Below are 25,862 nucleotides of genomic sequence, written 5' to 3'. Positions count from 1 at the left end.
CAGCCTCTACGCCGGATCAAGGGTCCGGGCGCACTCTGAAAAAAAGCGACCGCCACCGACACGGAACGATTGCTCCGGAGGCGCTGCAATGCACAATGGCCTCATGGCCGATCAGCAGAACACGTCCAGCGACAGTGCGGCCTTCGACGGGTCCGAGCCACCGGATCAGCCGGAGCAAATCGCGGCGCTTGCGGCGGACCTGCTCGGTCACATGGGTGCGGCTCTCGAGCGTGCCGCGGATGATCCGTTCAGCAACCCGGTCATGACGATGGCTTTGACCATCTCCCGCCGGATCGACCAGGGCACACTGACGGATGGCGACCTCAACGGTCTCGTCTGCTGGCTGCGGGACGAAGCCTTCCAGGCACGTGCCGAGCGTATCGCCGCCTATGTCGGGCTCGATAGCAGCCAGACGCTGGAGGCGGGCATGGCGGAACTCGCCCGGCGTCTCGTGCGGCCGGACCCGAATGACAGCGCGATCCCCTTCGCCCAGTTCCGCCGAGCCGTGGACCGAACCCGCTTCTCGGCGGTGTTCACCGCCCACCCGACCTTCTCACTACCCTATCCAGTCGGGGATGCGCTTGCCCGCGCCGCTTCGGGTGAAAGCGGCGCGGAGTGCTTCACATCCCATCGCCCGCTGCCGGTGACCCTCGAGGACGAGTTCGACCAGGCGCACGCCGCTATCGCCCGCGGGCGCGACGCGATCGACCTGCTGACCGGCGCCATCCTGGATGCTGCACGCGAGACCTGGGCGGGGCGCTGGCTCGACCTTGCGCCGCGTCCGGTCACGCTGACCACCTGGGTCGGCTACGATACCGACGGACGCACAGACATCGGCTGGTGGGACACGCTGCGGCTGCGGCTGCGCATGAAGCTCTACCAGCTGGAGCGGGTCGAGGCGCAGCTGGCCTGCCTGCCGAGCGGCGCGCCGATCCTTGCCCTCACGCAGGCCGCGATCGCCGCGGTGCGCGACCAGATCGCCGTAAGCCCAAACGGGGTCGATGCCGCAGCGGTCGGCCTGTTTGCGCAGGCGCTGGTCGGGCGGCGCGAGGAATCGCTCGTCACGCCGGAACCTCTTCTCGCATTGTTCCCGGCGGCTCTCGCCGCGGCCTCCGACACCGAAAAGCGCGCCCTGCTGGTGGTCAAGGCTGGGCTCGTCTCGCACAATCTCGGCCTCGCCCATACCCATGTCCGGCTGAACTCGTCCCAGTTGCACAACGGCGTCCGCCAGCGCCTGGGGCTGGCCGACCCGCCGGCCGATCCCTCCCGCCGCCGCGTGCTGCTCGGCGCGATCAACACCGCGCTCGACGAGGTGAAGCCCGAGCCCGTCAACTTCGGCACGCTGATGGCCGAGCAGGCCTCGGCCGCGCGGCTGATGATGACCGTCGCCCAGATGGTCAAGCACATCGACGCGGCGAGCCCCGTGCGCTTCCTCATCGCCGAGACCGAGACCGGCTACACTCTGCTCACGGCCCTCTATTTCGCGAAGCTCTTCGGGATCGAGGACAGGATCGAGATCAGCCCGCTCTTCGAAACGGCGGAGGCGCTTAGCCAGGGCGGCCGCATCATCGAGGAGGCGCTGCGCAGCCCGCATTACCGCGCCTATCTGAAACGGACGGGCAAGCTCTGCGTCCAGTTCGGCTACTCGGATTCCGGTCGCTATGTCGGCCAGATCGCCGCCACCTACCTCATCGAGCGGCTGCGGATGAAGCTCTGCGAGGCCATGGTCAAGCACGGTCTCCGCGACGTGGAGATCGTCCTCTTCGACACCCATGGCGAGAGCATCGGGCGCGGCGCGCATCCGGGCTCGCTGCAGGACCGTCTGGCCTATCTCTCCCCCGCCGCCGGCCGCCGGGCCTTCGATGCCGCGGGCATCGCCTATCGCGAGGAGTCTGCCTTCCAGGGCGGCGACGGGTATCTTCTGTTCGGGACGCCGGCGCTCGCTTCGGCCGTGATCCTGCGGATAGCCGAGTTCGCCCTCACCGGGACCGACGAGGCCGACGATCCGATCTACCAGGACCCGGATTTCGCGGCGGACTTCTTCGCCACCATCCGGTCGAGCATGGAGGAGCTGGTCGAGGATCCGGGCTACGCCGCCATGCTCGGGACGTTCGGCCCGGCGCTGATCGACCGCACCGGCTCTCGCCCCGCCGCGCGCCAAAGCGACAGCTCGGGCGGCCCTGCCATCATCGGCCACCCGCGCGAGTTGAGGGCAATTCCGAACAACGCGATCCTCCAGCAACTCGGCTGGTGCGCCAACACGCTGCAGGGGCTGGGCCTCGCCGCCAGCCGCAACCCCGACGCGGTGTCGGAACTTCGCCGCACCAGCCCTCGTTTCCGGCGCTCGATGGATTTTGCCTCCCACGCGCTGCGGCATTCGCACCTCGACGTGCTGCGCGCGGTGGTGGAGACGCTCGACCCGGGCACCTGGCTGGATCGCGCCGGGCACAGCCGCATTCCTGGCCGGCGAGAGGCGCTGACGGCGGTCGCCACCGGGCTGGAGCAGCTCGGCATCTGGTCGGAGGTGCTGGCGATGTTCCGCCGGGTTCATGCGGATCATCTGGCGCTGCGGGCGGCCTGGCCGGATGCGCCGACGATGCCGGAGCGGGAACTGCTGCTGCACGCGCTGCGGCTCGCCTGCATCCACCGCATCTGGATCCTGACGGCGATGATCCCGGATTTCGCGCCTCGCCTCGGCGTCATGCGCACGGGGCTTCAGCAGCGTCTGTTGCGGCTCGACGTGCCGGCGGCGCTGACGACCCTCGGCCGCATCTTCCCGAGCGCGCCGGACGACACGTCGGGCACCGACTTCGGCGAGCCCGGCACCTCACCCAACGTGCTCGGTTACGGACGTGAGCACGCGGAGATTTTCACGCCTCTCGGGCGCTACTTCGCTTTAGTGAGAGAGATCAGCGCCGCCGTGTCGCATGAGGTGGGCGCCTTCGGCTAGCCGATGAAGGTTCCTGCCCTCAGCCCTGGGCGTTACGGGTTCCGGCGGGCAGCTTGACCACGAGCCCGTCCAGCGCCTCGTCGATCACGATCTGGCAGCCCAGCCGCGAGGTCTGTTCCAGGCCGAATGCCAGATCGAGCATATCCTCCTCGTCCTCGGTGGGTGGAGTAAGCTTGTCGAACCATTCAGGGTCGATCACGACGTGGCAGGTCGAGCAGGCCAGCGAGCCTTCGCACGCACCTTCCAGGTCGACGCCATGCTTATGCGCGACCTCCAGCACGGAGAGCCCGAGGGGCGCGTCCACTTCGCGGTGCGTTCCGTCGCGCTCGACGAAGGTCATCTTGGGCATCGGCTCTCGTATCCCTCGGTGTCTCTGGTCATCACTCCGCGGCCGACCGCGCCGCCATGCCGGCCAGCGGCTGGGCCGCGGTCGCTAGCAACGCAGCCGCAGCCTCCACGTCCTGATCGGAGGTAAAACGTCCCATTCCAATGCGCAAGCTACGGCGCGCCTCAGCGGGCGAGAGCCCGATGGCGGTCAGCACATGGCTCGGCCCCACAGCGCCGTCAGCCGCGGTGGTGCAGGCGGAACTGGTCGAAAGGCACAGTTCCGGCGCCGCCAGCAGGATGTCGGCAGCGGCCCGGTCCGGGAAGGTCAGGTTGAGGTTGCCCGCTACCCGCAGGTCGGCGTGTCCGTTGAGGACGAGGCCGGGAACCGCCGCCCGCAGCCGCTCCAGCAGTTGCCCAGCCAGCCGTCGCAGCCGTTCGGCGTCCGCGGCGCCGTCGGAGGCGGCCAGACGGGCCGCCTCACCCATGGCGACGATCATCGGCACGGGCAGCGTGCCGGGACGCAGGCCCCGCTCCTGCCCGCCGCCCGACATCAGGGGTAGAAGGCGCGTGCGCGGCCGCCGCCGCACATAGAGTGCTCCGATCCCCTTCGGCCCGTACATCTTATGTGCGGAAAGCGAGACCAGATCGGCCCGCGCGGCAGCCACGTCGAGCGGGACGCGCCCCGCCGCCTGAGCGGCATCGACGTGGAAGACCGCGCCGGCCTCCTTCACCAGCGCGCCGAGCGCCGGCAGGTCCTGGATGACGCCGATTTCGTTGTTCACCGCCATGACGCTGACGAGCAGCGTCGGCACTTGCAGCGCCTCGGCGAGCGTGGCGGGATCGAGTAGCCCATCGCGCCCCACCGGCAGGATCACCGGCTCGAAGCCTTCACCTGCGAGATCGGTCACGCAGTCGAGCACCGCGTGATGTTCGGTGGCGAGCGCCACGATCCGCCGGCGACCGTTGCCAAGCGCTTGCGCGAAACGAGCCGCGCCCTTGATGGCCAGATTGTTGGATTCCGTGGCGCCCGAGGTGAAGATGATCTCCGATTCCGCCGCACCGATCAGCCGGGCGACATGGCCGCGCGCCTCGTCCACCGCCTCGGCGGCTTCCCTGCCCAACGCATGCTCCACGCTGCCGGCATTGCCGAACCGGGTGGTGAACCAGGGCAGCATCGCCTGCACGACCCGGGGATCGCAGGGTGTCGTCGCATGGTTGTCGAGGTAGATCATGCCGCGCGCCGCCTCATCCGCTGTGCCATCGCGAGATAGGCGTCGGCGAAGGCCGAGACATGGTCCGGTCCGGCGTTCCAGGGCAGCGAGACGCGAATAGCCTCGCCCGCGAGCGCGCCCAGACCCATCGCCTCCAGCACATGGCTACGGGCGATCTTGCCGGATGAGCAGGCGGCGCCCGCCGACACCGCCAGCCCTGCGAGGTCCAGCGCCATCACCTGGCTTTCCGAACGCACACCCGGAAGCGCGAGGCATGTGGTGTTGGGCAGGCGTGCAGCGCCAAGACCGATGACGAGGCCGCCCGCGGCGACCGCCGCTGCCTCGATCGCGTCGCGCAACGGGGCGAGGTGCGAAGCATCCCCCGGGGTCGCAGCGACAGCGGCCGCCGCGAAAGCGGTGATGGCCGGCAGTGCAGGGGTGCCTCCGCGCCGGCCACGCTCCTGCCCGCCGCCGAGGTGAAGGGGCATCAGCCGGGTGGCGGCAGCCGGAGACAGCATCAGGGCGCCGGCACCGGTCAGTCCGCCGAGCTTGTGTGCTGAAATCGCGAGGCTGTCCGCGCCGAGTGCGGCCAGATCGAGCGGGATGCGCCCGGCCGCCTGCACCGCATCCACATGGAGCAGCGCGCCCGCCGCATGGCACAGCACCGCAGCCTCCGAGACAGGCTGAATGGTGCCCGTCTCGTTGTTGGCAAGCATCAGGCAGACGAGCGCCGGCCGTGCCGCGGCCAGCATCTCCTCCAGCGCATCGAGCCGGAGGCGACCATCGGGTGCCACAGGAACGACGCCGGCACCCTCTCCGGCCGCCGCGATGACCGCTGCGTGCTCCGTCGCTCCCCTCAGCATAGTTCCGCCTGCGGACAATCCATGGATCGCGAGGGCGTTCGCCTCGGTCCCACCCGAGGTGAAGATCACCTCGCGCGCCATGGCGCCGAAGCGGCCGGCGATTGCTTCCCGCGCATCCTCCAGCAAGCGGCGCGCCGCCCGCCCCTCGCCATGGATCGAGGACGGATTACCTACGACGGCGAAGGCCGCCATTGCGGCCGCCGTGGCTTCCGGCCGCAGGGGCTCGGTCGCGTTCGCGTCGAGGTAGAACCGTGCCTCGCCCGCCATCACTCGGCGGCGGCCCGTCGCAGGTGGGGCGCCTCCGTCCCTTGCGCCTCCCCCAACAGCGCGACCCGCGCCTCCAGCTGTGCCAGCGTGAGCCGCAGGCTCTCGATCTCGCGCAGCAGCGGATCGACCGACATTTCGGCGCATGGCGTGCCATAGGCGTCGAAGCAGGGCTCGCGCCGCTGCCGGTCGAGCGGCCGGGCCGGGGCGCCGACCATGGTCGTGCCCGGTGGCACCGAGCGGACGATGAGGGCGTTGGCCCCGATTCGTGCGCCAGCGCCGATGGTGATGGCACCCAGGATTTTCGCGCCCGCGCCGATGATGACGCCGTCTCCGATCGTGGGATGGCGCTTGCCGTGGGCGAGGCTGGTGCCGCCCAGCGTCACCTGATGGTAGAGGGTTACATCGTCCCCGACTTCCGCGGTCTCGCCGATGACGACACCCATTCCGTGGTCGATGACCAGGCGGCGCCCAAGCTTGGCGGCGGGATGGATCTCAATCCCGGTCAGCCACCGCCCGATGTGCGCCACGAAGCGGCCGAACGACGGCGCCCCGGCATGCCAGAGGCGGCTCGTGATCCTGTGCCACAACACCGCATGCAGTCCCGGATAGCAGAAGAACACCTCAGCCGAGGAACGGGCGGCGGGATCCCGCTCCCGGTAGGCTTGGATGCTTTCGCGTAGAAACATGAAGGCCATGCGACATTTCCGTATGAAACTGACCGCTTACCGCCCTAATATCACATCGGTCCTGGACTCAAGAACGGCTTTGCCGGTCGGCTGCTATCCCATGATCCGCCTTTCGCCTCTCCGCTCCCTCATGCCAGCGCGGCTCCCGATCATCCCGTGCCAGGCAGGCCACTGATTGCCAGTTGTCGACGCCACCTCCGGACCCTTGCCCGCGGGGTAGCCTCGCGGCACCGGTCCCTAGGAGTTGAATGTTGATTGAGCGAAAGCGGATGCAGTTTCGCACGGCGAGGGTTAACGAAGGGACTTCGCCTCGGACGGTCGCCCGGCTTGCCGAGCGGCCCAATCGCTATCAAAAATAGGTTTATCGCGCCATGCCTGAAGTGATGTTCGCCGGCCCCGATGGTCGTTTGGAAGGCCGCTACCACCACAGCAAGGAGACGGGGGCGCCGCTCGCGCTCGTGCTCCATCCCCACCCGCTGCACGGGGGGACGATGAACAACCGGATCACCTACGTGATGTTTCAGGCGTTTCAGCGCCTGGGGTTCTCGGTCATGCGGTTCAACTTCCGCGGCGTCGGCCGCAGCCAGGGCCGGTATGACGGTGGGATTGGCGAGATCAGCGATGCGGCGGGCGCGCTCGACTGGATGCAGTCGGTGAACCCGAACTCCGGCGGCCTCTGGATCGCGGGCTATTCGTTCGGCGCCTTCGTCGGCATGCAACTCCTGATGCGCCGTCCTGAGATCTCAGGCTGGATCAGCGTATCGCCGCCCGCCACCCATTATGATTTCGGCTTCCTGGCGCCCTGCCCCACCGGCGGGCTTCTCATCCACGGCGATGCCGACGAGATGGTGGCCGAGCCCGGCGTGCGTAAGCTTGTCGACAAGCTCAACACGCAGAAGGGCGTGACGATCGACTACCGCGTCTATGAGGGCGCGGACCATGTCATGGCCAACTTCGCGGACCGCATCGGCCAGGAAACCGAGGATTACGTGCGCAAGACGATGGCGCGCCGGCAGATGCCGCTGGCGGCGGACTGATCGACCCGGCTACGGGAGATAGCCGAAGCGGCGCATGACCTCGCCGTGATGTTGCTCGATCCGGGCCGCTTGCGCCCGGGTGAGAACTTCCCGCCACTGACCAACCTTGCCTGAGCGGAAGAACCGGCCGGCCGACCGGGCAGGCTGCTCGATAAACCCTCGCGAACGCTCCTGTTCTGCCAGGACCGAGAAGTCGCTGAAGGCGACGGCTCGCTCGAGGCGGTCCTGCGGCGGATCATCCCCGAGGAACCGGATCAGGCTGCCGAACGCTTGGACCGGCGCTTCCACCATGTCCTCGTATCGCATCACGTGAAGGTCCGCATGGGGACGGCGCGTCCAGAAATGGACATGAGCGGACCAGGAACTCAGCCGCTCGTAGACCTTCTCGTTCGTGCCGCCGGTCGCCGCCTCCACATCGGCCATGACGGCGATGGTGTCGTCGATCGAGCGGTCGAGGTGACGACTGTAGGAGATCGCCACGTCGCGCGGGTCGCGCAGGATGTAGATGGCGCCTGAGGTGACCGCCTTGGTGATGGTCTGCACACCGGCCACCACCAGCAGCGCGCTATGGGTCTTGACGAAGACGAGGCCGGGATGCGCGTCGGCGAGCGCGTGGTGGACCAGCGGGCGCATCCGCTGCACGTCGGCGATGCTGTATTCCACTGGCGGACGAGGATCATGCCGGCGGTAGCGGGCGGCGCTGCTTTCGCCTGTGGTCAGGTCCATCAGGCTGTTGATGTCGTGCGGCGCCTCGGTGTTCCGCGCATAGTTATGCAGGAAGGCGCGCAGCCAGGTGCTGCCCGACTTGGGATAGGAGGCGATCCAGATGATTTGGCCCATGGTCAGGTTCCGGGCTGTGCGAGACAACAAAACCACATGTCGATTTGGCGCTCCTGGAGAATGAAGACACCACAAAAAGACGTAGTCTTGGACCACGCATCATCCGATTGACTTACTTCCTTACTGGCGCATTTCAAGTTCAAGCCGCAGTTCTCACTGTGCGGCCAAGACGTGAGATCATCCAGCTGCGGAAAAGACTGATTGCGGGGTCACCGAGATCCTCCGGATGGAAAGCCAGGTAATAGCCGAAGCCGTCCTCGATGACCGCGTCATAGGGTGCGACGAGCCGCCCCTTGGCGATCTCCTCGGCGAACATGTCGATATCCGCGAGCACGACGCCCTGTCCCGCCATCGCATACTGCACCGCGACCGCGACCGTATCGAAGGCGGTGCCGCGCTGAGTGTTCAGCGCCACGCCCCGTGCCCGCGCGAAGTGCGACCAGTGGGCGCCGATCGCCTCGCCCTGCAGCTTCACATGGAGAAGTTCCTGGCCTGCCAGGAAGTCCGGCAGGTCGAGCCCGGCGCTTCTCGCCGCCACCGACGGCGCGCAGAGCGGCGTCACCCGCACGAGCCAAAGCAGATCGCGCACCGTGTCGCCAGCCTGCGGACGATCGTAGACGATTGCCACATCGACCTCGGTCGGCGGCAGGCCGGTGCCGAAGCTGCTCGACACGTCGACGAGGATATCGGGGAATTCGCGGCGGAAGTCGCCGAGGATCGGCAGCGCCACCTGCTGCAGGAACGATGGCGGCACATGCACCCTGAGGCGGCGCTGATGCCCCGCCTCCTCGCGCAGGATGCCGTTCATCACGACTTCCATGCGGTCGAAGGCAGTCCGCACCACCGGCAAAAGGGCGGCACCCGCCGGTGTCAGGGCAAGCCCGTTGGGGCGGCGCTCAAGCAGGGGACGACCGAGCAGATCCTCGAGGCTCGCGACATGCCGGCTCAACGCGCTTTGCGACACGTGCAGCGCCTGCGCGCCGCCCGTGAAGCTCAGGTGGCGTCCGACGGCTTCGAAAGCCCGCAATGCATTCAGCGGAAGCCATCTGCGGTCGATCACCGGCATCGGGATCCTTTCACGATCGCCACGAACATAGGCCGCCCCCTATCGGCAGACCGGCCGTCATGCCGGGCGGATGCGTCGCCGAATGGCGCTCGATTGTCTAGGCATCTGCCTCGGCCGCGTGCAAGCAGCGCCGGGCGCGCCTTGGTGCCCGAGCAAAATGCCGTGGAATGCTCCGCCGCATCCTTGGCATCATCCTTGCTCGGTTCCGCCCCGACAACCATGAGGTCGGACGAACCACCGCAACGATAAGCACCACCGCAGGCATTTGACAAAGGCGCGATTTCAAGCCGTGATCCCATTCGCGCGGCGCATAGCCGAGGCGCGATTGCCAATGCCGCGACGTGTTCCAGAGCCGATACCGGTGACGGCCAACCCAGAGGATACAATGTCCAAGCGCGATCAACTGATCTCCGAAATCCGCCGCAACCTGTCGGAGGTCGAGAACGACCTCATGGACAATGCGCTGGCTGGCCGCATCGACCGCCGTGGTTTTCTGGCGCATGGCACGCGCCTCGGCCTCTCCTTGCCGCTACTCGGCACGCTGGCAGGCGCGATGGGGATGGGAGGCGTTCGGCCCGCCCGCGCCGCCGGAGCGTCCGGTGGCACGCTCCGCATCGCCATGACGATGCCCGCGGGCGCCATCGACCCTGTCACCATCGCCGATGACGGCGGCCTGATGATGGCCATGCAGACGGCGGAATATCTCTGCACGCTCAACCCTGATTTCACGCTGAAGCCCGTTCTCGCCACCAGCTGGTCTCCGAACACGGACGGCTCGGTCTGGACCTTCAAGATCCGGCAGGGCGTGAAGTTCACCAACGGCCAGCCCCTGAACGCGGATGCCGTCGTCGCGAGCGTCGAGCGGCTCGTCAACCCGAAGAACGGCTCGAACGCCTTGTCCGCCTTCGCCGGCGTGCTGTCTCCCGGCCACTCCCAGAAGGTCGACGACTACACCGTCGCCTTCCACCTCGATGCTCCGAACGGCAACTTTCCCTACGTTCTGTCGTCGGACAACTACAACATCGTCATCCTGCCGGCGAACTACACCGGCGGGTTCGAGCAGAGCTTCATCGGCACCGGCCCGTTCAAGCTCGAGAAATACATCCCCAAGACGGGCGCCTCCTTCGTGCGGAACGACGACTACTGGGGCCCGAAGGCGCTGCTCGACCGGACGGAGTTCACCTTCTACGCCGACATGCAGCCACAGGTGCTGGCGCTTCAAGGCGGCCAGGTCGACATGCTCGCGCAGATGCCGATCTTCGAAGGCCGCGCCATCATCGACAACCCGCAGTTCAACATCATCAGCTGCAAGTCGAGCGCGCACGAGCAGGTGCACATGCAGTGCGACGCCGGTCCGTTCAAGGACAAGCGCGTCCGCCAGGCGCTGGCCCTTTCCATCAACCGGAAGGCGCTCGTGCGCGGCCTGTTCCAGGGCCATGCCGATGTCGGCAACGACAGCCCCTTCTGCCGCGCCTTCCCATCGACCGATGCCGCCGTTCCGCAGCGCGAGCAGGATCTCAAGAAGGCCCGCGACCTGCTCGAGCAGGCGGGCGTCGGCAGCGGTTTCTCCGTCACCCTGACCACCGAGCAGTTCCTCGAAATCCCGGACTACGCCGTGCTCATCCAGAGCTTCGCCAAGAAGATCGGCATCAAGATCAACCTGCACATCGAGAGCCAGGCCGCCTATTACGGCAAGGCGGTGCCGGGACAATCCGATTGGCTGGACGTACCGCTCGGCATCACCGACTACGGCAACCGCGGCGTGCCCAATGTATTCCTCAACGCGCCCCTCACCAGCAAGGGCACCTGGAACGCCGCCCGCTTCCACAACCCGACCTATGACGGGCTGGTCGCCGACTACGTGAAGGCACTCGACCTCACCGGCCAGCGCTCCGTCTCCGGCAAGATCGAGGAACTGCTGCTGGACGAGACGCCCGTGATCTTCGGCTATTTCTACAACTACATCTACGCCACCTCGAAGGCGGTCTCGGGCCTGCCGGCGATCGGCGACCGGCCCTTCCTGCAGACCGTGAGCGTCACCCAAAGCTGAACGAAGGAGACGCAGCATGGGCCTCTACCGCGCCATTCTCTACCGGCTCATGCTGGCGGTCATCACGCTCTGGCTGCTGAGCGTGATCGTCTTCGCGGGTTGCCAGATCCTTCCCGGGGATGTCGGGCGCGCCATCCTCGGGCCTTTCGCCGACGCGCGCGCGGTCGCGGCGTTGAACCATCAGCTCGGCGTCGATCGGCCTCTTCTCGCGCAATACTGGAGCTGGATCACCGGCATGCTCCGGGGCGACATGGGTATGTCCTACACCTACCGCGCGCCGGTCGGACCCTTCATCGGCCACGCTCTTGTGGCGTCGCTGAAGCTCGCGGGCATCGCCTTCATTCTTGTGGTGCCGCTCGGCATCCTCGGCGGCGTGGTGGCCGCGCTGAAGGTCAACACCTGGATCGACCGCACCATCGTCATCGCCGGCTTGTCGGCGACCGTCGTGCCGGAATTCGTGTCCGGCATCGTCTTCATCATGGTCTTCAGCATCTGGCTGAGGGTGTTTCCACTGACGGCGACGCCGCCTCACAACGCTGGCGCGCTGACGCAGATCTACTTTCTGCTGATGCCATCGGTGCCGCTGTTCATGATCCTGTTCGGCTACATCGCCCGCATGGCGCGCGCCGGCATGATCGAGGCGTTGACATCGGACTACACGCGCACCGCCGTGCTCAAGGGTCTCTCCTACCGTCAGGTGATCTGGCGACACGTGCTGCGCAACGCGCTGCTGCCGACGATCACCGTCATCGCGACGCAGTGCGGCTACCTCATCGGCGGCCTCGTCGTGGTGGAGACGCTGTTCAACTATCACGGCATCGGCAGCCTGATCTTTGCGTCCGCCAAGGCCAAGGACTTCCCGATGCTGGCTGCCGGCATCCTGGTCATCGGCGTCGTCTATGTCGGCGCCAACCTGATCGCCGATCTCCTCTACTCGGCCCTTAACCCACGCATCTCTTTCGGAGGCCGGGAATGAGCGCCAGCGTCACGCCCGGAACCGAGACGCCCATGCCGGCGGCGAGCGAGCAAGTCGCCGCCGCCCGTCCAGCGCTCGAAACGCCGAAAAGCATACAGCGCGACCGGCTCCGGTTGCTGCTCCGATCGCCGCCCTTCATGTTCGGGATGGTGATCCTGCTGTTCTGGGTCGTCATGGCGATCTTCGGGCCGCTCATCGTGCCCTACAACGCCGACGACACCGACCTGCTCAACACGCTGACGCCACCCTCCGGCGATCATTGGTTCGGCACCGACCAGTTCGGCCGCGACGTCTTCTCCCGCGTCATCGTCGGCTCGCGCGACATCCTGATCGTCGCACCGCTCGCGACCCTGCTCGGCACCGTGGTCGGCACCATCCTCGGCCTCATCACCGGCTACGCGCGCGGCCTCACCGACGACATCGTCAGCCGCATCGTCGACGCCTTCCTGGCACTTCCGCTGCTCATCATCGCCATGCTGGTGATCACCGCGCTCGGCATCTCGAACACGACGGTGATCGTGGTGATCGGCCTCTCCTTCGGCCTTGTCGTCGGCCGCACCGTGCGTGCGGCCGTGCTCGGCGAACGCGACCTCGACTACATCGCGGCGGCCAATCTGCGCGGCGAGAAGCCGCTCTACATCATGTTCGTCGAGATCCTCCCCAACGTCATGCCGCCGATCCTGGTGGAGACCACGGTGCGGCTCGGCTACGCGATCTTCACCGTCGCCTCCCTGAGCTTCCTGGGCCTCGGCATCCAGCCGCCCTCGCCCGACTGGGGGCTGTCGATCTCGCAGAATTACGGGCTGATCGGCGGCGGCTTCTGGTGGACGGTGCTGTTTTACGCCATCGCCATCGGCTCCCTCGTCGTCGGCGTCAACCTCACCGCGGAAGGCGTGCAATCGGTGATCGATGCTTGATTCCCTCAGCCCGATGCAGAACTCCACCGCCGCCGCGTTGGACGTCCACGACCTCGACATCGCCTATCGCGTCCGCGGGCGCGACCGGCAGGTCATCCGCGGCGTCTCCTTCCGCATCGGCCGCGGCGAGACCTTCGGCCTCGTCGGCGAATCCGGTTGCGGCAAATCCACGGTCGCACTCGCCGTCACCCGCTACCTGCCCGCCAACGGACGCGTCCGCGCGGGCGGCATCCGCATCGCGGGCGAGGATGCGCTCGCCATGGATGCGGCCGCACTCCGACGCCTCCGCACGCGCAGCATCTCGATGGTCTACCAGGACCCCGGCCGCGCCCTGAACCCCTCAATCCGCGTCGGCCAGCAGGTCGCCGAGGTCTTCGAGATCGCCGGCGTCCCCGCCTCCGAGCGCCACGACCGCGCCGAGGCCATGCTTCAGCGCGTCCGCATCGTCGATGCCGGGCGGGTCATGGCCCGCTATCCGCACCAGCTATCAGGCGGGATGCTCCAGCGCGTGGTGATCGCGATGGCGCTGGCCGTCGACCCCACGCTGCTGATCCTCGACGAGCCGACGACGGCGCTCGACGCCACGGTGGAGGCCGAGGTGCTCGACCTCATCGAGGGTCTTCGCGCCGAGATGGGCAGTTCGGTGCTGTTCATCGGCCACAACCTCGCCGTCATCAGCCGCATGTGCGCGCGGGTCGGCGTGCTCTACGCGGGAACGCTGGTGGAGGAAGGCCCGACGCGGGAGGTATTCGCGAGCCCCCGCCACCCGTACACGGTCGGCTTGCTCCGTTGCCTGCCGCAGGCGGGGCTCTCCAAGCACAAGACCCGGCTCGACACGATCCCCGGTTTTCTCCCGATGTCGCTCGCCGGCTTGCGGGGCTGCGTGTTCGCCGACCGCTGCGGCCTCGCCCAGGACATCTGCCGCGCCGAGGAACCGCCGCTCATCCCGATTTCCGCCGGACGGCTGAGCCGGTGCCACTTCCACGAGCAGGCGCCGAGCCTGCCGCGCTCGACGCCTCCCGCCCCGTTGACGGACCGGGTCAAGACGCCCGCCTTCCGCCCGGTGATCCGCGCGGCCGGCGTCGGCAAGACCTTCGGCTCGCCCGCCGCGCCAATCTACGCCCTCCGCGACATCTCGCTGGAGATCTGGCCTGGCGAAACGCTTGGCCTCGTCGGCGAGTCCGGTAGCGGCAAGACGACGCTGGCGAAGCTGCTGCTGGGCCTCACCGCGCCCGACCCCGACGGGGTGATCGAGCTCAACGGGCAGAGCCTGGCCTCCGTCGCCACCAAACGGCAGCCGGCGGAGCTGGAGGCGTTGCAGATCGTCTTCCAGAACCCCGATGCCGCGCTCAACCGCAGCCAGACGATCCGGAGCATCATCAGCCGGCCGATGCGAAAGCTCGGCGGCTACCGTGGTTCGGCGCTGGCTGAGAAGCTCAGCGGGTTGATGAGCCATATCCGGCTCGCAGAGCGCTACCTGCCGATGCGGCCACGCCAGCTTTCCGGCGGGTTGAAGCAGCGCGTGGCGATCGCGCGCGCCTTCGCCGGAGACCCGCGCATCGTGGTCTGCGACGAGCCGACCTCGGCGCTCGATGTCTCGGTGCAGGCGGCGATCCTCAACCTGCTCGCCGACCTCCAGGCCGAGCAGGGCGTCAGCTACCTGTTCGTCTCGCATGACCTGCGGGTGGTGCGGTACATCTCCGACCGCATCGCGGTGCTGTATCTGGGGCGGCTGATGGAGATCGGTCCTGCCGAGGCCGTGTTCCTGGGGCCGCATCACCCCTACACGGAGAGCCTCATGGCGGCCTCGGCGTCGGAAGAAGCGGGCAGTTCGCTGCGCCTCAAGGGCGAGATCCCAAGCGCCATGAAGCCGCCCTCGGGTTGCGTCTTCCACACGCGCTGCCCGCGCAAGATCGGGGCGATCTGCGAGGAGCAGGAGCCGGCGCTCATCCAGCGCGAGGGCGACCACGCCATCCGCTGTCATCTGGAGCGCGACCAACTCGGCCGGGCGGATCGGGCGCCACCTCACTGACCGGCGCGCGGGCAGTCCGATGCGTCATCCAGGCCGGGCCGTGGATCCGACGGCGGCATGCATGACAGTGCAATGGCGGACGAGATCGGGATGGGCCACGACGAACTGCCTGAGCGGCGTGTCGATCGGGTAGAAGAGAATGTTGGCAATGAAGCCGTAGATGGCCGCGTCGACGCTGGTGGGGCTGTTCCCGAACACGTAGTCGCTTGCTGACAGGAGGTTCGCCAAGACCTGCAGGTCGGCGGTGCCGCGCGCATAGGCGGCCTCCGGCTCGTAGCGGCCGATCCCTTGGTAGTAGTAGCGCTGGGCGTTGAAGTCCTGGGCCTTCCGCAGGCCCTCTTCGGTGAGGCTTGGGTGCTCGCGGAGCAGCGCATCCCGGAACGAGGGCCAGAAGGCATCGTCCTTCCAGCGGGAGTAGGACATGACCCAATAAAGATCGTCGAGCAGGCGCGTGACCAGATGACGCATATCGCGCTGCGCGGCGGTCAACCCATCATCGAGCGCCAGACGATGCTTGGCGATCAGATGCGCGATAATGGTTTCGCTGTCGCCGATCGTCTCGTCATCGTCGACGATGTAAGGAAGTTGCTTTCGTGGTGCAGCCGAGGCGTCGAACACGTGTCGATGGGCAAACGGCATTCCGGCCAGCCTTAGGAAGGCGAAAACCTTCAGTCCGTACCCGTTGTTGTCGGCCACGCCGAAAAGCTCTGGATACGAGTAGAGGGTTATCACGGGTGGCGCCTCCCTGTGAGGCTCAAGGTAGCCGAAGGCGAAGTCCCTGGCCATCGCCGTTGACGATCGGTCAGCCGAAACCGTGGCGATAGGATATCCAGGGACGCGCCCCGAGCCTGCAACGATCGCCTGGGGCGGCTACTCACGACGCATCGTCCCCGCCAACTTTACATCGCCCGACGCGGTGGCCATCCTTGCCCAAGCCCGCTCGTCGCGAGCCGCCGCCTGGGAGACCGCTGTGCCCGATCAGACGCTTCGCCTGCCTCCCAGACTGCCGAGCCGCCGCTGGTGGCGTCTGTTGCCCGCAATCTTCATCACCTACAGCTTCGCCTATGTGGATCGCGCCAACTACGGCTTCGGCGCGGCGGCGGGTCTCGCTCACGACCTCCACATCGGGCCCAACGCGGTCTCCCTGCTCGGCGCCCTCTTCTTCCTCGGCTACTTCCTGTTCCAGATACCCGGCGCCGCCTACGCGGAACGCCGCAGCGCGAAGCGCCTGATCTTCGTCAGCATGATCGCCTGGGGCCTGCTTGCCGCCGGCACCGGCCTCATCCGCAGCCTGCCCTTGCTCTTCGTCGACCGCTTCGCCCTCGGCATCGTCGAGAGCGCCGTCCTGCCCGCCCTGCTCATCCTGCTGTCGCACTGGTTCTCGGCGGCCGAGCGGTCGAAGGCCAACACCATTCTCATCCTCGGCAATCCGGTGACCGTGCTCTGGATGTCGGTCGTCTCCGGGTATCTCGCCCACAGTCTCGGCTGGCGCGGGCTGTTCATCGTCGAGGGCGTCCCTTCGATCCTCTGGGCCGTGGTCTGGTGGAGGCTCATCGACGACACGCCCGCCACCGCCAAATGGCTCGAACCCTCCGACGCCCAGGCGATCGAGCGGCAACTCGCGGCGGAGCAGACCGGCATCGCCCCGGTGCGGTCCTACCGCGCGGCCTTCATGACGCCGTCCGTGATCCTCCTGGCGCTGCAATACCTGTTCTGGAGCATCGGCGTGTACGGCTTCATCCTCTGGCTGCCGTCGATCCTGAAGGGTGGTTCGAGGATCGGCCTTGTCGGCGTCGGCTGGCTTTCCGCCGGTCCCTACCTCGCCGCGGTGCTGCTCATGCTGGCGGTGTCCTTCGTCTCGGACCGCACCCGCATCCGGCGCGGCGTCATCTGGCCCTTCATGCTGATCGCGGCGATCGCCTTCTATGCCTCCTACCGGCTTGGCACCGCCCACTTCTGGCTGTCCTACGCGGCGCTCGTGGTCTCGGCGGGGGCCATGTACGCGCCCTACGGGCCGTTCTTCGCCTGGATCACCGAGCTTATCCCCCGCAACGTGGCCGGCGGCGCGATTGCCTTGATCAATAGCTGCGGCGCCTTGGGCTCCTTCCTCGGCACCTACCTCGTCGGCTATCTGAACGGCATCACGGGCGGCAACGGCGCGTCCTACCTGTTCATGGGCGGGAGCCTGCTGGCGGCGACCGCCCTCACCCTTGCAGCCCGGCGGCCCCCCGCCCGCGCCTGAGGCTTATTTCGGCGCCATCGGAAACGCCATCATCTCCACCGCCATGGTCAGCGCCTGGAACGGCTCCACCGAGACGTGGCTTTGTCCGAGAAACGGATTGTTCAGCAAAACGATCAGCATCAGCACCAGCCCGATCGAGGCGCCCAGCATCCCTACCATCGCCGCATGCATCGCAAGCCTTGGCGCGCCGAAAAGGTAGCTGAACACAATCAGAAGGAACGCCCCCACGATCAGGTTCCACCACACGATCGCCGGCAGCCCGGAACTCGCGGCGTGGAATCGACCGCGCCGCACATCGTAAAGCTTGTCGAGCGTCTCCAGCATCTGCGTCTGCACCGCGAGCGTCGGCGGATCCGGCGGTTTCAGCTGGACAAGCGTCAGGTGGAAATCGCCGAGGGTCCGCCAGCCCTTCAGATGCGCGGGCAGTGCCGCCATCATGTGCGGCCATTCCTTGTGCACGACGGTCTCGGTGTAATCGAACAGGTCTTGCCGCAACTGCTGGGCAACGGGCGGCGGCAGGCCGATCGTGTCCTGGTAAAGGTCGCCTACCAGGTTCGCCTCCATCTGCACCAGATCGTCGACGTTCGTGTAGTTCTGCCAGACGGCGACGGCGATGAACGCCAGCAGCACGGCATAGATCACGCCGACGATGGCGAGCACGAAGCCTGCGAGATCGTTGTGCAGGCTCCGCAGCTTGTGCGGAACCGTGGCATGGAAGATGAGCAGCCCTACGACCGCCACCGCACCCGAGCCGAAGACGGCGATGAGCACGGCGAACGTCGTGGGGATCAGGCAGAGCCATTGCGTCACGGCCGTCAGCATGGAGCATCCCCGGTTCGATCCGTCCGAGCATCGTCCGCCCGCCGCCCCAAGGCAACGCCGCGTCATAGGGGTGGTCTGAGAGCCCTCCGGCCATTGTGTTGTGACAGCAAGGCCGGATGCGTGGATCGATGCGCGGCCACGTTGAAAGGTCTGCCGCCATGACGCTGCCCTACGGATTTGTCCGGGCAAAACTTGCCTCGAGCCCCAGACTGACGGCGTCGCACCGGCGGCACGAGACGCAATATCACCTGCATATCAGCCTGCAGGTCGAGGGTGCGCCCTGGGATGTCGCGATCAACGTCGGCACGAACGACTCCGACGACCTGCTGAAGTACAAGCTCGCCTTCGACTTCCGCCATCCGGTCATCGGAACCCTCCGAGGCGCATCGGCCGGGGCGACGACGCTGACCGGCACGGACCGCCTTCCCGCGCTGGACTACGTTCGCAGCGATCTCCTCGCCAATACGGGCAACTGGCGCGACAGCGACGTGATGGACGGCAGCGAGGCTCCGGAGCCAGTCGCCTCGCTGAAGCGCCTGCTGCAGAACGCCCTGGACAGCGGCCACGATGTCTATGTCTTCGGCCGCTTCTACGACACCGGCGACGGCATCCACGACACCCACATGAACCAGGGCTCGACCGGCGAGTTCATCCATCGGCCGGACGACGACCACAACGATCACAACGATGTCTGGCAGGACGGCGCGGTGCTCGTCGATCTGGGCCAGCCGGAATGGGCCGCCTACTTCTCGGCCTTCAACCAGCAGCTTGTGCCGACCGACGAGCTTGGCAATCCGGTGCAGGGCGCCACGACGATCTGAACCTTCTTGCCGGCGCAGATCATTCCGAAGCCGGCCGACCTTTGACGGCAAACGTTCGTGGCGGTTCCGCGGCACCGGCCGCCGGCAGGCCGAGCCTCTTCATCAGCCCGCGGGCATCGGCCGGCGCCCGCACCTTGAGGTCGTTGTCGAAATAGGCGAACACGTCGCGGCGCTTCCGGGCCACGGCCTTGCCGCCGACGCGCTCCGCATCCGCGGGTTCGCCGCCCGCCGTCCAGGCGCGTATCCGGCGCGCCCAGTTGTCCAGAGCCGCATCGTCGTAGCCGCTGGCATACAGCGCCTCGGAGCCGTGGAGCCGCAGGTAGAGGAACTCGGCGGTCACATCCATCAGCCGCGGCCACTCGACGGTATCGGCGCAGACCAGCGCCACCCCATGCGCCCGCAGCAACTCGACGAAGGCCGCGTCGCGGTAGCTCTCGTGCCTGATCTCGATGGCGTGGCGCAGCGGACGGTTCTCGTCGATCCCGGTCGCCGCCTTGTCCTTCAGCCAGCCATCATGCCGCTCCGCCAGCGCCGCGGCGGCTGCCGTGTCCTTCGGCAGACAGCCGAGAAACTGCGCGAAGCGGTCGAGGTCGAGCGGGAAGTTCGGCGGAAACTGCCACAGGATCGGGCCGAGCTTGGCCCCGAGGTTGAGCAGCCCGCAGGCCATGAAATTGGCGAGCGGACCCTCGATCTCGCGCAGGCGCCGGATATGGGTGATGAAGCGCGGTCCTTTGATGGAGAAGACGAAGTCGTCCGGCACCTCGGCTGCCCAGTTGGCGAAGCTCTTCGGGGCCTGCTGCCGATAGAAGGTGCCGTTGATCTCGATGGAACTGACCTGCCGCGAGGCGAAGGGCAGCTCGTCCTTCTGCTTCAACCCCGACGGGTAGAACGCGCCTCGCCAGGGTGCATAGGTCCAGCCGGATATGCCGATCCGGACGGCGCCGCCCTGGCCTGCCTGCGATATCGTCATCCATCCTGCCTTCCGCCGTTGACAGGTCACATTAGGCCGATGCGGTTCAGCACAGCCGCCAGCCGAGATCACGTTCCCGCCTCTTGCGCGGCACTCCATGCCAGCGGAGAAGAACCTGCCAGTTCATGACCGGTCCTGGAAGGAAGCCTCTCTTGCCTCGATCAACGAAGACTAAACTCGCCATTCCGGTGCTGATCGTCGTCGTGGCCGCCATCGCGGGCGGCTATCAGGTTTTTGCGCAGCATCAGGCGCGTGCATCTCTTAATGCGGCTCTCGCCAACCTGCCGCCGGGGTCGGTCAGCCGTTACGACACGATGAGCTTCAACGCCTTCACGCAGACGCTGCGGGTCGCGGGGCTCTCGATCACGCGCAACGGGCATCCGTCTTTCGCCATCCAGAACGCGACCCTCCATCACATCGCGGGCTCCGGCACCCTCGCGGACCCCCTCAGAGCTTCATCCGTGCATCTCGTCGGCACCACGATCTGGCGCGGCAGCCGCAGCCTGACCGTGGGCCTCGCCGACGGCCAGAACATTGCCGTCCTCGCGCCCGGCGTGCCGCCGCCGCAGGGCACGCCGAATTGGCTCGTGACGCCCCGCAACGGCACGCTCCTCTCGGCCGGCTCGATCACGGTTTCAAACATCGCTGACGATGAGGGCGCGACGCTCGCCGCTTTCTCCATCGCCGACTACGGCGGCGGCCAGGTCAGGCAGGCAAGCGCGCGCGGGTTCGCCGACATGCGTGGCAACCGCATCGCCACGGCAGCCGCCCATGCGGTCGATCTCGACGGGCTCGATGCCGTCTTCGATACCGGGCGCTACACCAAGGACCAGCCGGAGCGGACCGCGCCTCGGCCTCTCATCGGCCGCGCCGAGATCATGGGCTTCCGAAGCCAGGGCGACGACGGGTCGGCCACCATCGACAGCCTGACGCTCGATGGTTTCGCCGCGCGGCCGTTCGCCGCTGCGCCGACCTCGGCCTACGTGAAGAGCCAGGCCTTCGCGCGGGATGCCGCGGCAGCCATCTCGGTCGGCGCCGCCGCGCTCACTGGCCTCCGCTATCATGACGACCGGACGAAACTATCCGGCGCGCTGAGCGCGCTCTCCCTCTCCGGTTATGCCGACGGCGCGCTGGCCCAGGCCTCGCTGGACGGCCTGGCCCTGACCGGCGATGGCCCGTCGCAGATCACGGTGGGGCATTTCCAGCTGACCGGGTTTAACGCCACGAAGTTGCTGCACGACACCGCCGCCGTCTCGCGCAAGGAGCTTGTCGCAGCCGCACGCCAAGGTGAGGTGCATCTCGGCAGCTTCGCCCTCGACAAGGTCGCGGTCACACCCCCCACGGGTCAGACCATCACGCTCGAATCCGCCGATCAGTCGACGACGGGCAGCGCGCCGACGCACTTCAAGGCCCGGTTGCGCGGGCTTGCCATCCCGGCCCAGAGCAACCCCGAACTGGCGCAGGGCCTCGGCGCGCTCGGCGTTAATCAGCTGGTGCTCGACCTGGATGAGGCGGGCAGCTACGACACCGCCCGAGGGACAGCCGATCTCGCCCCGATGGTCCTGACCGCGCAGGGTCTGGGAAGCCTCAGCCTCTCCGCGAAGTTCACGGACGTGCCGCAGGACCTCTCGCAGACCGGCTCCGCGCTCGCCGCTCTCGGCGGCATCGGGCTGGGCCCTTTCAAGATTCGCTTCACCAACGATACGCTCGTTCAGCGCATCATCGCGATGCAGGCTCGGGCCGCCTCGAAAACACCCGACGACATCACGGACGAGGCGAAGCTGGCGGGTTCCTTCGCCGCCGCCGCGCTGGTGCCGGGTCAGCCGGATGCCGGACAGCAGATCGCGGCCTTCATCGCCAACCCACGTGCTCTGACCATAACCGCAACGCCTGCCGCGCCCGTGCCTTTTGCCGCGCTTCTGGGACCGGAACGGGACAATGCGAGAAACGCGCTCAACCTTCAGCTATCGGCTAACTGAACTCGAGGCATCTCCACGCCTAAGCGTCGAGCGTCCGCACCACGCGCGTCAGCAACCGGCGCAGCAGACTGGCCTCGTGGGCAGTGAGCCCTTCGAGCGCCGACGCCTCGGTCTTTTCGATCTGCGCCGTGACCGCAGCCACCGCGTCGTGACCGGCCGTCGCGATCACCACCGTGCCGTTGGTCGGCGGAGACACAAGGCCCCGCGCCGCCAGATCGTCCACGAGCACCACAGTCTCTGTCTCGCCCGAGGGGCCCGCCATCTCCTCCAGCTCTTCCAGGCTGCGCGGCCCGGCGACGAGAAGACGCAAGAGGTCGAACTCGTGCGGCGCGAGACCGAAGGCCGCGACATCGGCGTCGAGCCTGCGCGCCAAGCCTTCCTCCGCGGAGGCGAGGAGATCCGCGAGCAGAGCGCGCGGCGCGTCATCGGCCGCGGGTACCGGCGCGTCGTTCTTGATGAACATGCCGTAGCGCCCGCCATGAAAGGCCAGCGGGGCGTGACCGTCATGGTCGAACTCATCGACCTCGCCGACCAGGATGATGTGGTCGCCGCCCTCGTGCCGGTAGGCGGTGCGGCACAGGAAGCGGGCGGCGCAGCCGCTGAGGAGCGGTATCGAGCCCGGTCCGCGCTCCACCGTCAGGCCCGCGAACTTGTCGGGGCTGGAGCGGGCAAAGCGCCCCGAAAGACCCTCCTGGTCCATCGCCAGGATATGCACTGCGAAGTTCTCAGCCTTCATGAAGGCGTCGAAGCTGGTCGAGGTCTTCGCGAGGCTCCACAGAACCATCGGCGGATCGAGCGAAACGGAGTTGAAGCTGTTCGCCGTCACGCCGATATCGGCGCCCTCTGGCGACCGGGTGGTGATGATGGTGACGCCGGTCGCGAAAGAGCCGAGGGCGTTCCTGAACTGCCGGGTTTTGTCGGAGATCGTCGCGGACATCAGGCCCGGACCGCGGCGCCGGAGCTCGCCGCGATCCCGAGCGCCCGCAGTGCGGTCGTGACGATGTCCTTCGCCGTCAGCCCCGCATCGATCGACTGTCCCATGGGCGTGTTGTGGTCGATCAGCCGGTCGGGGATTGTCATTGGGCGCACCTTCACACCGCCATCCAGCAAACCGGACAGCGCCATGTAATGCATCACGGCAGAGCCGAAACCGCCAGAGACGTTGTCCTCGATCGTGATGACGACTTCATGGTGATTGGCGATCTGCGTAATGAGCTTGGTGTCGAGCGGCTTGGCGAAGCGCATGTCGGCGACCGTCGTGCTAAGGCCCCGCGCGGCCAGTTCGTCGGCGGCCTTCAGCGCCTCCTGCAGGCGTGGCCCGAGCGCCAGGATGGCGACCTTCGACCCTTCCCGCACCACCCGGCCACGGCCGATCTCCAGCACCGTCCCGCGTTTCGGCAAATCGAGACCGAGGCCCTCTCCGCGCGGGTAGCGGACGGCGCTCGGCCGGTCGTCGATGACGGCGGCGGTCGCCACCATGTGCATGAGTTCGAGTTCGTCGGACGGCGCCATCAGCACCATGCCCGGCAGGCACCCCATGAAGCAGAGGTCATAGACGCCCGCGTGGGTATGACCGTCGGCGCCGACCATGCCGGCGCGGTCCATGGCGAACCGCACGGGCAGCGACTGGATCGCCACGTCATGCACCACCTGATCGTAGGCGCGCTGCAGGAAGGTGGAGTAGATCGCCACGAACGGCTTCATGCCCTCGGCCGCCATGCCGGCGGCGAAAGTCACGGCATGCTGCTCGGCGATGCCCACGTCGAAGGTGCGCTCGGGGAACTTCTTGCCGAAGCTGTCGAGCCCGGTGCCTGTCGGCATGGCGGCGGTCACGGCGACGACGCGTTTGTCGGCATCGGCCTCGGCGATCAACGCATTGGCGAAGACCTTCGTGTAGCTCGGCGGACCCGGCGGCGCCTTCGCCAGCTCGCCGGTGATGACGTTGAACCGCGTCACGCCGTGGTACTTGTCGGCGCTGGCCTCTGCTGGCGCGTAGCCCTTGCCCTTCTGCGTCACGACATGCAGCAGCACCGGGCCGCCTTCCTCATGGTCGCGCAGATTGCGGAGCACCGGCAGCAGGTGGTCCATGTTGTGCCCGTCAATCGGGCCGACATAGTAGAAGCCCAACTCCTCGAACAAGGTGCCGCCGGTCAGGATGCCGCGGGCATACTCCTCGGCGCGCTTGGCCGTCCGCTCGATCGAGCGCGGGAAGCGCTTCGCCATCTTCGCCGCGAGATCGCGCAGATTGAGAAACGACCGTGACGAGATCAGCCGCGACAAATACGCGCTCATCGCGCCCACCGGCGGCGCGATCGACATGTCGTTGTCGTTGAGGATGACGACGAGGCGGCTCTTCATCGAGCCGGCGTTGTTCATCGCCTCGTAGGCCATGCCTGCGCTCATGGCGCCGTCGCCGATGACGCAGATGATCTGCTGCTCGTCGTCCTCGCCCTTGAGGTCGCGGGCGACCGCCATGCCGAGACCGGCGGAGATCGAGGTCGAGGAGTGGGCCGCGCCGAACGGGTCGTATTCGCTCTCGCTGCGGCGGGTGAAGCCGGAGAGCCCGCCCGGCTGGCGGAGCGTGCGGATGCGGTCACGGCGGCCGGTCAAGATTTTGTGAGGATAGGCCTGATGGCCTACATCCCAGATCAGCCGGTCGTGCGGCGTGTCGAAAACGGCATGGATCGCGACCGTCAGCTCGATCACGCCGAGCGCCGCGCCAAGATGGCCGCCGGTGACCGAGACGGTATCGACGACCTCGGCGCGCAGTTCCTCGGCGACCTGGGCAAGCTGCTCGCCTGAGAAGTTGCGAAGGTCGGAGGGGATACGGACGCGGTCGAGCAGCGGGGTATGCGGGGGCATGGGCAATTCTAGCTCCGTCTCGAAACCACGAAATCCGTCAGCGCCACGAGATTGGCAGCGCGATCGCCGAAACTGACCAGATACTGGGCCGCTTGGCTTGCCAACATATTGGCATGAGCCCGGGCCTGCTCCAGACCCATGATGGAGACCATGGTGGCTTTACCGGCGGCGGCGTCCTTGCCGGCGGTCTTGCCGATCTCCTCAACATCGCCTTCCGCATCCAGAATATCGTCCGCAATCTGGAAGGCAGCGCCAAGATCACGGCCGAAAGCGGCAATATGGTGGCGCTGCTGCGGCGCGGCCCGACCGAGGATCGCCCCCGCCTCCGCACTAAACTGGATGAGCCGCCCCGTCTTGAGCGCCTGCAGCCGTGTGACCTCGGGTGCGGACAGCTCCGCGCCTTCGGACAGCATGTCGATCATCTGGCCGCCAACCATGCCGCGCGCGCCGGCCGCCGCGCCCAGCGCCGCCACCAGCTCGCAGCGCGCCAGGGCGTCGGAATGAGTGTCGCCATCCACCAGCACCTCGAAGGCGCGCGTGAGCAGCGCGTCGCCGGCCAGGATGGCGGTCGCCTCGTCGAAGGCGCGGTGGCAGGAGGGCTGACCGCGGCGGAGATCGTCGTCGTCCATCGCCGGCAGGTCGTCATGCACCAGCGAGTAGGCGTGCAGCATCTCGACCGAGGCCGCGACCCGTGCGGCGCAGGCGGGCGCCACGGCAAATAAATGGGCCACTTCCATGACCAGGAAGCCCCGCAGACGCTTGCCGCCGCCGAGCACGGCATAGCGCATCGCCTCGATCAGGCGCTTCTCCTGCCCGTCGGGCAGCGGGAGCAGGACATCCAGCGCATGCTCGACCTCCTGCGCCCGCTTCTTCATTGCGTCGGCAAGCGTCGCCGGATGCTCGCTCACGACTACCTTCATGACCGTCCTGTTCCGTTCAATCTC

General features: G+C 67.3%; 21 protein-coding genes. 9 read left to right on the top strand and 12 right to left on the bottom strand.

All coding sequences use genetic code 11. The features are described 5' to 3' along the window. Window positions 1-211 precede the first annotated feature (211 nt). Window positions 212-2,950, top strand: coding sequence for a phosphoenolpyruvate carboxylase (locus tag ACOEQ1_RS04075; protein WP_419758635.1), 2,739 nt, complete (start codon window positions 212-214; stop codon window positions 2,948-2,950). A gap of 19 nt (window positions 2,951-2,969) precedes the next feature. Here ACOEQ1_RS04075 and ACOEQ1_RS04070 read toward each other — a convergent pair whose 3' ends face one another. From ACOEQ1_RS04070 to cysE, 4 genes are read right to left on the bottom strand one after another with little or no spacing between them, the layout of a single operon-like run. Continuing rightward, window positions 2,970-3,299 carry a ferredoxin family 2Fe-2S iron-sulfur cluster binding protein gene (locus ACOEQ1_RS04070; RefSeq protein ID WP_419757945.1) on the bottom strand — a complete coding sequence of 110 codons (330 nt, stop codon included), beginning with the start codon at window positions 3,297-3,299 and terminating at the stop codon, window positions 2,970-2,972. 31 nt (window positions 3,300-3,330) lie between these two features. After that, window positions 3,331-4,509 (bottom strand): cysteine desulfurase family protein, encoded by a 1,179-nt coding sequence (locus ACOEQ1_RS04065; RefSeq protein WP_419757944.1) that lies wholly within the window; start codon window positions 4,507-4,509, stop codon window positions 3,331-3,333. Next, window positions 4,506-5,618 carry a cysteine desulfurase family protein gene (locus ACOEQ1_RS04060; RefSeq protein WP_419757943.1) on the bottom strand — a complete coding sequence of 371 codons (1,113 nt, stop codon included), beginning with the start codon at window positions 5,616-5,618 and terminating at the stop codon, window positions 4,506-4,508. Before ACOEQ1_RS04060 ends, ACOEQ1_RS04065 begins: the two co-directional genes overlap by 4 nt. Beyond that, a complete protein-coding gene (gene cysE, locus ACOEQ1_RS04055; RefSeq protein ID WP_419757942.1) occupies window positions 5,618-6,313 on the bottom strand; it encodes a serine O-acetyltransferase in 696 nt (231 codons plus the stop codon). Before cysE ends, ACOEQ1_RS04060 begins: the two co-directional genes overlap by 1 nt. A 362-nt stretch (window positions 6,314-6,675) precedes the next feature. Between cysE and ACOEQ1_RS04050 the strand changes: the two genes are divergently transcribed. Next, the gene (locus ACOEQ1_RS04050; protein WP_419757941.1) at window positions 6,676-7,341 is read left to right on the top strand and encodes an alpha/beta hydrolase; all 666 of its coding nucleotides are present in this window, start codon (window positions 6,676-6,678) and stop codon (window positions 7,339-7,341) included. Window positions 7,342-7,350: 9 nt separating this feature from the next. On the opposite strand, the gene ACOEQ1_RS04045 is transcribed toward ACOEQ1_RS04050, so the two are convergent. Both ACOEQ1_RS04045 and ACOEQ1_RS04040 read right to left on the bottom strand, forming a co-directional pair. Further along, a complete protein-coding gene (locus ACOEQ1_RS04045) occupies window positions 7,351-8,181 on the bottom strand; it encodes a sulfotransferase domain-containing protein (RefSeq protein ID WP_419757940.1) in 831 nt (276 codons plus the stop codon). A gap of 139 nt (window positions 8,182-8,320) precedes the next feature. Next, window positions 8,321-9,241: a LysR substrate-binding domain-containing protein gene (locus tag ACOEQ1_RS04040; RefSeq protein WP_419757939.1), complete on the bottom strand. Its 921-nt coding sequence runs from the start codon at window positions 9,239-9,241 to the stop codon at window positions 8,321-8,323. Between the two features lie 391 nt (window positions 9,242-9,632). Here ACOEQ1_RS04040 and ACOEQ1_RS04035 point away from each other — a divergent pair, with 391 nt between their 5' ends. From ACOEQ1_RS04035 to ACOEQ1_RS04020, 4 genes are read left to right on the top strand one after another with little or no spacing between them, the layout of a single operon-like run. Further along, window positions 9,633-11,297, top strand: coding sequence for an ABC transporter substrate-binding protein (locus ACOEQ1_RS04035; RefSeq protein WP_419757938.1), 1,665 nt, complete (start codon window positions 9,633-9,635; stop codon window positions 11,295-11,297). Window positions 11,298-11,313: 16 nt separating this feature from the next. Continuing rightward, complete coding sequence (locus ACOEQ1_RS04030; protein WP_419757937.1) at window positions 11,314-12,273, top strand: ABC transporter permease; 960 nt, start codon at window positions 11,314-11,316, stop codon at window positions 12,271-12,273. After that, complete coding sequence (locus ACOEQ1_RS04025; protein ID WP_419757936.1) at window positions 12,270-13,190, top strand: ABC transporter permease; 921 nt, start codon at window positions 12,270-12,272, stop codon at window positions 13,188-13,190. The genes ACOEQ1_RS04030 and ACOEQ1_RS04025 overlap by 4 nt, the downstream gene beginning before the upstream one ends. Continuing rightward, entirely contained in the window at window positions 13,183-15,222 is a 2,040-nt protein-coding gene (locus ACOEQ1_RS04020; protein ID WP_419757935.1) for an ABC transporter ATP-binding protein, read from the top strand. The genes ACOEQ1_RS04025 and ACOEQ1_RS04020 overlap by 8 nt, the downstream gene beginning before the upstream one ends. A 24-nt stretch (window positions 15,223-15,246) precedes the next feature. Here ACOEQ1_RS04020 and ACOEQ1_RS04015 read toward each other — a convergent pair whose 3' ends face one another. After that, window positions 15,247-15,954: a glutathione S-transferase C-terminal domain-containing protein gene (locus tag ACOEQ1_RS04015; RefSeq protein ID WP_419757934.1), complete on the bottom strand. Its 708-nt coding sequence runs from the start codon at window positions 15,952-15,954 to the stop codon at window positions 15,247-15,249. 238 nt (window positions 15,955-16,192) lie between these two features. On the opposite strand from ACOEQ1_RS04015, the gene ACOEQ1_RS04010 reads away from it, so the two are divergent. Beyond that, on the top strand, window positions 16,193-17,464 hold the full coding sequence (locus ACOEQ1_RS04010) for an MFS transporter (protein ID WP_419757933.1): 1,272 nt from the start codon (window positions 16,193-16,195) through the stop codon (window positions 17,462-17,464). Between the two features lie 3 nt (window positions 17,465-17,467). Here ACOEQ1_RS04010 and ACOEQ1_RS04005 read toward each other — a convergent pair whose 3' ends face one another. Further along, the gene (locus ACOEQ1_RS04005) at window positions 17,468-18,286 is read right to left on the bottom strand and encodes a hypothetical protein (RefSeq protein ID WP_419757932.1); all 819 of its coding nucleotides are present in this window, start codon (window positions 18,284-18,286) and stop codon (window positions 17,468-17,470) included. 158 nt (window positions 18,287-18,444) lie between these two features. Between ACOEQ1_RS04005 and ACOEQ1_RS04000 the strand changes: the two genes are divergently transcribed. Then, window positions 18,445-19,107 (top strand): DUF2278 family protein, encoded by a 663-nt coding sequence (locus tag ACOEQ1_RS04000; protein ID WP_419757931.1) that lies wholly within the window; start codon window positions 18,445-18,447, stop codon window positions 19,105-19,107. A 19-nt stretch (window positions 19,108-19,126) separates the two neighbouring features. On the opposite strand, the gene ACOEQ1_RS03995 is transcribed toward ACOEQ1_RS04000, so the two are convergent. Continuing rightward, the gene (locus tag ACOEQ1_RS03995; RefSeq protein WP_419757930.1) at window positions 19,127-20,077 is read right to left on the bottom strand and encodes a DUF72 domain-containing protein; all 951 of its coding nucleotides are present in this window, start codon (window positions 20,075-20,077) and stop codon (window positions 19,127-19,129) included. 152 nt (window positions 20,078-20,229) lie between these two features. On the opposite strand from ACOEQ1_RS03995, the gene ACOEQ1_RS03990 reads away from it, so the two are divergent. Beyond that, the gene (locus tag ACOEQ1_RS03990; RefSeq protein ID WP_419757929.1) at window positions 20,230-22,056 is read left to right on the top strand and encodes a hypothetical protein; all 1,827 of its coding nucleotides are present in this window, start codon (window positions 20,230-20,232) and stop codon (window positions 22,054-22,056) included. Window positions 22,057-22,075: 19 nt separating this feature from the next. Here the strand turns inward: ACOEQ1_RS03990 and ACOEQ1_RS03985 are convergent, their stop codons facing one another. From ACOEQ1_RS03985 to ACOEQ1_RS03975, 3 genes are read right to left on the bottom strand one after another with little or no spacing between them, the layout of a single operon-like run. Then, a complete protein-coding gene (locus tag ACOEQ1_RS03985) occupies window positions 22,076-22,993 on the bottom strand; it encodes a flavin reductase (RefSeq protein ID WP_419757928.1) in 918 nt (305 codons plus the stop codon). Continuing rightward, window positions 22,993-24,918 carry a 1-deoxy-D-xylulose-5-phosphate synthase gene (gene dxs / locus ACOEQ1_RS03980; protein WP_419757927.1) on the bottom strand — a complete coding sequence of 642 codons (1,926 nt, stop codon included), beginning with the start codon at window positions 24,916-24,918 and terminating at the stop codon, window positions 22,993-22,995. The genes ACOEQ1_RS03985 and dxs overlap by 1 nt, the downstream gene beginning before the upstream one ends. 8 nt (window positions 24,919-24,926) lie before the next feature. After that, window positions 24,927-25,838, bottom strand: a complete 912-nt coding sequence (locus ACOEQ1_RS03975) for a polyprenyl synthetase family protein (RefSeq protein ID WP_419757926.1) — start codon at window positions 25,836-25,838, stop codon at window positions 24,927-24,929. Between the last annotated feature and the right edge of the window lie 24 nt (window positions 25,839-25,862).

Source organism: Acidisoma sp., assembly GCF_965199065.1.
Classification (GTDB): domain Bacteria; phylum Pseudomonadota; class Alphaproteobacteria; order Acetobacterales; family Acetobacteraceae; genus Acidisoma.
Note: the sequence above shows the minus strand (reverse complement) of the source record. Positions and strands in the feature narration are given on the sequence as shown.

Coding starts and splice junctions, on each gene's coding strand:
- ACOEQ1_RS04000 (WP_419757931.1), top strand. CDS start 18,445: ATGACGCTGCCCTACGGATTTGTCCGGGCAAAACTTGCCTCGAGCCCC.
- cysE (WP_419757942.1), bottom strand. CDS start 6,313: ATGGCCTTCATGTTTCTACGCGAAAGCATCCAAGCCTACCGGGAGCGG.
- ACOEQ1_RS03985 (WP_419757928.1), bottom strand. CDS start 22,993: ATGTCCGCGACGATCTCCGACAAAACCCGGCAGTTCAGGAACGCCCTC.
- ACOEQ1_RS03995 (WP_419757930.1), bottom strand. CDS start 20,077: ATGACGATATCGCAGGCAGGCCAGGGCGGCGCCGTCCGGATCGGCATA.
- ACOEQ1_RS04050 (WP_419757941.1), top strand. CDS start 6,676: ATGCCTGAAGTGATGTTCGCCGGCCCCGATGGTCGTTTGGAAGGCCGC.
- ACOEQ1_RS04060 (WP_419757943.1), bottom strand. CDS start 5,618: ATGGCGGGCGAGGCACGGTTCTACCTCGACGCGAACGCGACCGAGCCC.
- ACOEQ1_RS04065 (WP_419757944.1), bottom strand. CDS start 4,509: ATGATCTACCTCGACAACCATGCGACGACACCCTGCGATCCCCGGGTC.
- ACOEQ1_RS04070 (WP_419757945.1), bottom strand. CDS start 3,299: ATGCCCAAGATGACCTTCGTCGAGCGCGACGGAACGCACCGCGAAGTG.
- ACOEQ1_RS04030 (WP_419757937.1), top strand. CDS start 11,314: ATGGGCCTCTACCGCGCCATTCTCTACCGGCTCATGCTGGCGGTCATC.
- ACOEQ1_RS03975 (WP_419757926.1), bottom strand. CDS start 25,838: ATGAAGGTAGTCGTGAGCGAGCATCCGGCGACGCTTGCCGACGCAATG.
- ACOEQ1_RS04075 (WP_419758635.1), top strand. CDS start 212: ATGGGTGCGGCTCTCGAGCGTGCCGCGGATGATCCGTTCAGCAACCCG.
- ACOEQ1_RS04045 (WP_419757940.1), bottom strand. CDS start 8,181: ATGGGCCAAATCATCTGGATCGCCTCCTATCCCAAGTCGGGCAGCACC.
- ACOEQ1_RS04025 (WP_419757936.1), top strand. CDS start 12,270: ATGAGCGCCAGCGTCACGCCCGGAACCGAGACGCCCATGCCGGCGGCG.
- ACOEQ1_RS04035 (WP_419757938.1), top strand. CDS start 9,633: ATGTCCAAGCGCGATCAACTGATCTCCGAAATCCGCCGCAACCTGTCG.
- ACOEQ1_RS04005 (WP_419757932.1), bottom strand. CDS start 18,286: ATGCTGACGGCCGTGACGCAATGGCTCTGCCTGATCCCCACGACGTTC.
- ACOEQ1_RS04020 (WP_419757935.1), top strand. CDS start 13,183: ATGCTTGATTCCCTCAGCCCGATGCAGAACTCCACCGCCGCCGCGTTG.
- dxs (WP_419757927.1), bottom strand. CDS start 24,918: ATGCCCCCGCATACCCCGCTGCTCGACCGCGTCCGTATCCCCTCCGAC.